This window comes from Algibacter luteus (genome assembly GCF_900141715.1).
GTDB classification, from domain to species: domain Bacteria; phylum Bacteroidota; class Bacteroidia; order Flavobacteriales; family Flavobacteriaceae; genus Arenitalea; species Arenitalea lutea.
Genome location: NZ_FQYK01000011.1, coordinates 47,389 through 54,023, shown reverse-complemented (window position 1 = coordinate 54,023; position 6,635 = coordinate 47,389). Strand labels below are relative to the sequence as shown.

General features: G+C 34.9%; 5 protein-coding genes. 3 read left to right on the top strand and 2 right to left on the bottom strand.

Annotation, left to right across the window (positions count from 1 at the left end; genetic code table 11):
- A partial coding sequence (locus BUA46_RS14580) for an RCC1 domain-containing protein (RefSeq protein WP_143148152.1) occupies nt 1-2,924 on the bottom strand: 2,924 nt, incomplete at its 3' end.
- 540 nt (nt 2,925-3,464) lie between these two features.
- On the opposite strand from BUA46_RS14580, the gene BUA46_RS14575 reads away from it, so the two are divergent.
- The 3 genes from BUA46_RS14575 to BUA46_RS14565 all read left to right on the top strand — a co-directional run bounded on the left by BUA46_RS14575 (nt 3,465) and on the right by BUA46_RS14565 (nt 6,284).
- Complete coding sequence (locus tag BUA46_RS14575; protein ID WP_019388710.1) at nt 3,465-5,054, top strand: peptide chain release factor 3; 1,590 nt, start codon at nt 3,465-3,467, stop codon at nt 5,052-5,054.
- A 118-nt stretch (nt 5,055-5,172) separates the two neighbouring features.
- Nucleotides 5,173-5,403, top strand: a complete 231-nt coding sequence (locus BUA46_RS14570) for a (4Fe-4S)-binding protein (RefSeq protein WP_019388709.1) — start codon at nt 5,173-5,175, stop codon at nt 5,401-5,403.
- Nucleotides 5,404-5,696: 293 nt separating this feature from the next.
- Nucleotides 5,697-6,284, top strand: coding sequence for a hypothetical protein (locus BUA46_RS14565; RefSeq protein WP_019388708.1), 588 nt, complete (start codon nt 5,697-5,699; stop codon nt 6,282-6,284).
- A gap of 8 nt (nt 6,285-6,292) precedes the next feature.
- On the opposite strand, the gene BUA46_RS14560 is transcribed toward BUA46_RS14565, so the two are convergent.
- Entirely contained in the window at nt 6,293-6,610 is a 318-nt protein-coding gene (locus BUA46_RS14560; RefSeq protein WP_019388707.1) for a DUF3467 domain-containing protein, read from the bottom strand.
- Between the last annotated feature and the right edge of the window lie 25 nt (nt 6,611-6,635).

The window sequence follows — 6,635 nt, the reverse complement described above, 5'->3', positions numbered from 1 at the left end:
CTGCCACCTGCAAATCCGTTTACTGGAGAGGTGCTGTAATCGTCTGCTACGGCATCGATTGGTGCTGGAGCTACGACTACTGTTACTGTAGCGGTATCACAGTTTGCTGGGTTTAAGTTCTCACAAATGGTGTAATCGTAAGTGTATGTTCCTGCTGTTGTACCTGGAGCTACCGTAATCGTACCATCAGCATTCATCGTAATGCTTCCTGATGCTGGACTTGGTGCTGTACCTGGTGTTAATGTGATATCTGCTGGAACTACGGCTACACCGTTTAAGGTGTCGTTGCCTAATACCGTTGTCGTGCTGCCACCTGCAAATCCGTTTACTGGAGAGGCGCTGTAATCATCTGCTACGGCATCGATTGCACATAAAGGGCCTAATATTGTATCGTCAGTAGAACTAACATCTCCTTGACCACCTGAAACTAAATCAGGAACACCGTTGGCGTCTACTGAACCATTAATTTGACCCGTGGTTCCATTAACTTGTGCTAAAGTGATTCCTCCATCACCTTCAAGTGCATCAAAACATCCATCACCATCGCTATCAGTATCAAATCTATTTGGAATTCCATCACCATCTGTATCTATATCTACATAAAAGTTTGGAGTAGTTACCCAATAATCCCTTGGGATACAAGGCAATAAAGTTATTGAGTGATTAGAATTGTCTCCTCCGTTACTTCCAAATCTGAAACTTACAGAATTTACAAATGAATAGGCAGCTGCCACTTGAAATTGAGGGGAGTCTAATCCAATTCCTCCAAATACATTTCCATTGCTTTCATATCCATTCGAAAATCCATTCTCAGTGGCTGTACCTGTATGAACTAATTCATCGGTTGGAGTATCAACATAAAGGCCTAATAAATAACCGTCTTTATATGTTACAAACTCCTCTACATCGTTATCAATTGTAGTTAATATAAAATTAGTTTCCGGCGCTGGTGTATTTGTCCCTGTTAAAACAAAATCAATCCTAAACTCAGTATAACTATCAGAATCATTATGATTTATAAGGGGCTGAAAATTATCATCAATTCCGGTACTTGTAACATCCAATTCTGTTATTGCCGTATCTGTTGAAGAAACAATTGTTATTATAGCATCAACACCTGAGTAAACTCCTATATAAAGGAATGCATCACCTACTTGAGGGTTATTTATATCTGACCCCAAATAGTTGTTCGGTCCTTGCGCAGCACCAAATACTGGTGTAACACCAGTAGTACAATCCATAATACCTAATTCATCTGTATCCAGAATTCCATCGTTATCATCATCTAAATCATCTTCATCAATAATACCATCCGCATCATTATCTGGTAAAACTATTACAGTGGCAAAAGCAATTTTACAATTGGTTGGTACAGCAGATTCACATATTTGATATTCTACAACATAAGTTCCTGTTGGAACCGCAGAAGTTACATTTACTGCTCCCGTTGCTGTATTTAATGTTACTCCAGGATTACTAGTACTTATCTGAGATAAAATCACATTAGAAGTTGTAGGCGTGTTACCATCTAAATCATCATTAGCTAGTACGTTAGCAATAGCAATTCCTCCGATTCCTTCATTCACAGAACCGCTATCATTATTTGCAGCAATAGGTGTTACAAATCCACAAAGTTCAACTGTTGCGGGAATAACACATTCAAAAGTAGAACCATCACCTGTGGTCAATCCACCTGTACTACCATTAGAAATATGACCTACAAAACAAATTGACCCACCATTTGCTCTATTAAAAAAGGTAGTTGCATGACCACCAACACTAGCAAAGACAGGATCGTCTACTCCAACATTAAACGAAGCTGGTATCGTTGGATCATCTACAGTTCCATTAGCTCCATGTCCTAATGAGTTGGTATTATTTAATCCCCATGTATATAGAAGATTAGGGTCTGAAGATGTTGGGCCTGCTGTAATCGCTGATGCCCCAGCCCATTCTTCGGAGGTATGAGATGTTGACAGTTGGATCACGCCAACAAAATCTCCACCACCTGCGGCCTGTATTGCTGTCCAAGTATTTACATTTCCAGTACCTGTAGTAATTAATTCTCCAAGAGTATTTGCACCAACTCCATATATTTTGGTGTCTGAACCCAACGCAAGAAGCCCAGTATCTCCATCATTATGAGTAAAAGCTGAAATTTGAGTTACTGGAACAGGCGGTGCAGTCATTTGAGTTGCGTAATCTAAATTTTGAGTTCCGCCACCATTACCTAGCTCTACAGCATCTCCCCAAGCATAAAGACTACCATCATTAAGCATAGCGTAACCTGCATATTTATTTCCAGTTACTTCGACTACGTTATTTAAGGCATTTCCTGCAGAGGTTTGCACTTGATGCCATATATTTCCATTACCACTTGCATTCCCGTTTGGTGCTGTAGTACCCGTAGTAGCGACCCAAACTTGACCAGAAGCTAAAACAAATAAAACGTCTGAACTAGCGTGAATTTGTGTAATATTAGCTGCCGTGAATGGTAAAGTTTGTGTGGCATTCATATCGTTAAATGCATTCCCTGATACAAACGAGCCGTCAACCACTTCTCCACTTAATCCCCAAGCATATAAACTCGTGGTTGTTGCTAAAAATGCTTGACCACCAGTATTACCGGATACACCAAAATGAATTGGAGTACCTGTGTAATTATACCCATTCCCAGGTATCACTTCAGTAATGCTTGTTGCATCAGTAGTACCGTTTGCAGTCATATCTTCACCCCATGCCACAATATTAGTGGATGTTTTGGCCATAGACTGATGATAGGAAGTTATTAATACGTCTGAATTAGGGTCGAATATACCTTCCGAAGTAATGGTAGGACAATCTTGCGCATTTAATCCCTGCGAAAAAATAACAAACGAAAAACAGATTAATAATTTAATTGAGAATCGAGTAGTGATTTGCATATTATTATGGAGTAAAATTTTAGTCTAATTTAATTTTTTATATAATAGAAAAAGCGCCAACGGCGCCTTCAAAAGTTTATTTAATATAATAGAATGTTTCTTCAATATTCATTTGAAAAGAATCTTTAAAAATCATTAATGCTAAAAGTATCTAATAAAATTTTTATTAACAAATGTTTATGCTTCAACTTCCAAGATACCTAAATTTAATTATAAAATAATTTTCTCCGGTAAATTAACGGCAAATACTTTAAGCATCAAACAATTTTATTAATTAGTAACTACGCATTTTATACTCAATATGCGAATTAAGTATATCAAAATAGTTAAATGAATACATGATATCGTATTTATTTTCCTTTTGTCGAACAAAAATAAACGTTTAATTCACGTAACTCAATTCTTGGTCAAAAAAATAATAAAACGATATTTCACAAAAGGTATGACACACCTTTAAATAAAAGGTCACATTTAGAAACAATTATTATTGTTGGCACTTATTAATTAATAGTATCTTTGCAAACTATTTGCACGATTATTATGAGTTTTTTAAAAGAAATACAGCGTAGACGCACATTTGGTATCATTTCTCACCCTGATGCTGGTAAAACGACTTTAACAGAAAAGTTATTACTTTTTGGAGGTGCTATTCAAGAAGCTGGTGCTGTAAAAAGTAATAAAATTAAGAAAGGTGCTACCAGTGATTTTATGGAAATAGAACGCCAACGTGGAATATCGGTAGCAACATCAGTTTTAGCATTTGAGTACAATGGTATAAAAATAAACATTTTAGATACCCCTGGGCATAAAGATTTTGCTGAAGATACTTTTAGAACTCTTACTGCAGTAGATAGTGTAATAGTTGTTATAGACGTTGCTAAAGGTGTTGAGGAGCAAACTGAAAAACTAGTTGAAGTTTGCCGTATGCGAAAAATCCCGATGATTGTATTCATTAATAAAATGGATAGAGAAGGAAAAGATGCATTTGATTTACTAGATGAGGTTGAGCAAAAATTAGGACTTAAAGTTGTACCACTTAGCTTCCCAATTGGCATGGGTTATGAATTTAAAGGTATTTACAATATTTGGGAAAAAAATGTTAACCTTTTTAGTGGAGATAGTAGAAAAGACATTGAAGAAACCATTGAAATTTCAGATTTATCGTCTTCCGAATTAGATAAACTCGTTGGAGACAAAGCTGCCAATACATTAAGAGAAGAAATTGAATTAGTAGAAGGTATTTATCCGAGTTTTAATAAGGAAGAATATTTAAATGGAAACCAACAACCTGTGTTTTTTGGTTCAGCATTAAATAACTTTGGGGTTAGAGAATTATTAGATTGTTTTGTTGATATAGCCCCTAAACCAAGACCAAAACAAAGTGAAGAACGCTTGGTTAAACCTGAAGAGAAAAATTTTAGTGGGTTTGTTTTTAAGATTCATGCCAATATGGATCCTAACCATAGAAACCGTTTAGCTTTTGTAAAAATAGTTTCGGGAGAATTTAAACGAAATACACAATACCTTCATGTAAGGCATAATAAGAAAGTGAAATTTTCTAGTCCAAATGCTTTTTTTGCTGAAAAGAAAGAAATCGTAGATATCTCCTACCCTGGTGATATTGTAGGGTTACAAGATACTGGGACTTTTAAAATTGGCGATACCCTAACCGAGGGCGAAGTTTTAAATTACAAAGGGGTTCCTAGTTTCTCTCCGGAACATTTTAGATATATTAATAATGCAGACCCGTTAAAGTCGAAGCAATTGTTTAAAGGCATAGATCAACTTATGGATGAAGGGGTTGCTCAATTATTTACCTTAGAACTTAATGGCAGGAAAGTTATAGGTACTGTTGGTGCACTGCAATATGAAGTAATACAATATAGGCTTGAACATGAGTACGGAGCAAAATGTACCTACGAAAATTTAAATGTACATAAAGCTTGTTGGGTAGATCCTAAAAACTCAAAATCTGACGAATACAAAGAGTTTGTACGTGTTAAACAACGTTTTCTTGCCAAAGACAAACAAAACCAATTAGTCTTTTTAGCAGATTCACCTTTCTCATTACAAATGACGCAACAGAAATACCCGAACATAAAACTTCATTTTACATCTGAGTTTGATTAAAAAAGGCTGCATTTCATCTATTCATAAGAAAAAATAGGTTTTTAATCGATTTTTAGATTCATTTTTTGGGGCTCCTTTTAAATTTATAAAACAAATCTCAACCCCAAATTGATTGATTATGAAAATAAATGCAAGAGAATTTAGTAATTCGGAAATCACAGTAACCTACGACCCATGCATCTGTAAACATGCAGACAATTGTGCTAAACAACTTTCTAATGTTTTTAGAGACTCCGTAATACCTTGGATTGATATTAATGGAGCAAGTTCTGCACAAATTATTAAACAAGTAAATAAGTGCCCCACTGGTGCCTTGAAATATTATTTAAATAAGAAAGAAGTTGCGTAGATTCACAAACTAATTATAACTTTAAAAACTGTTCCAGTAACAAGTTATTAAACTTAAAATATTTATGTTTTTATAACAATTATTTTAATACTTGTTATGTTTTAAGCTATTTCTGACGTGGTTATAGGATAATAACTCCCACCATTACAACAGACAAATTCAATATAACACACTTATTTACAGGTTTTTATATATAATTTTGCGTTTTAGATTATAAAGTATTTAATTTGTAACTAGTTATAACACTGATTTTCAGTATATAAATTGCTATTACATAACTCTCAATAAATATCATGAAGCTACTTAATACTATTAGTATCTTTGTATGTCTCTTTACGTTAAATCTTTCGGCACAAGTTGGAATTAACACTACCAATCCTCAAGAAACATTACATGTTGTAGGTACAGCACGAATAGAAACAACAAATCAAGTAGGCGTTACAACCACGAAGGTAACTGGTCTTGATAATTCTGGAACCTTACGAGAAATTTATATAGGGAGTAATCTAAAACTTACTAATAATACATTATCAAGCAATTTCGATTATTATTTTGGCAGTGTATCCTTCTCAACAAAAACTAACCATAACATAGATCTTTTACTAGATCCGGGTGAAGCCAATGAGGGTAAGCATATAATTCGTATAAATAATTCTGCCGGAGATACTGAAATTACTGGTATAAAAGATGGCTATGATGGCCAACATATTTGGATCTACGCACAAGGCAATGAAGTTAAGCTATTGGATAACAATGCTGGATCTAACGCAGGAAATAGAATTGAAGTAAACGATAAAATGGCAGCAAAGGATTGGGGAATGATTGAACTGGTTTATGACGGTGCCAGATCCAAATGGATTATCATGCAACACCATAATTAAATTAATAATTATGCCTGCCCTGTCGGTCCAAAATTTAGGGGCATTGGCGGTTGCTCATAATCTTTAATTTCACCATGTGCGCTCTCAAATCTGGCTACATTATCACCTAATGCTTTTAACAATCGTTTAGCATGCTGCGGCGTTAATATTATTCTAGCCTTTACCTTATTTTTAGGAATCCCTGGCATAATATTTACAAAATCAACAACAAACTCAGAAACAGAATGGTTAATAATAGCTAGATTGGAATATGTTCCTTCTGCCACCTTCTCATCAAGTTCTATGTTAATCTGTCCTTGTTTTGGATTGTTTTTATCATCTGCCATAATAATCTTTATTTAAATATTTAAA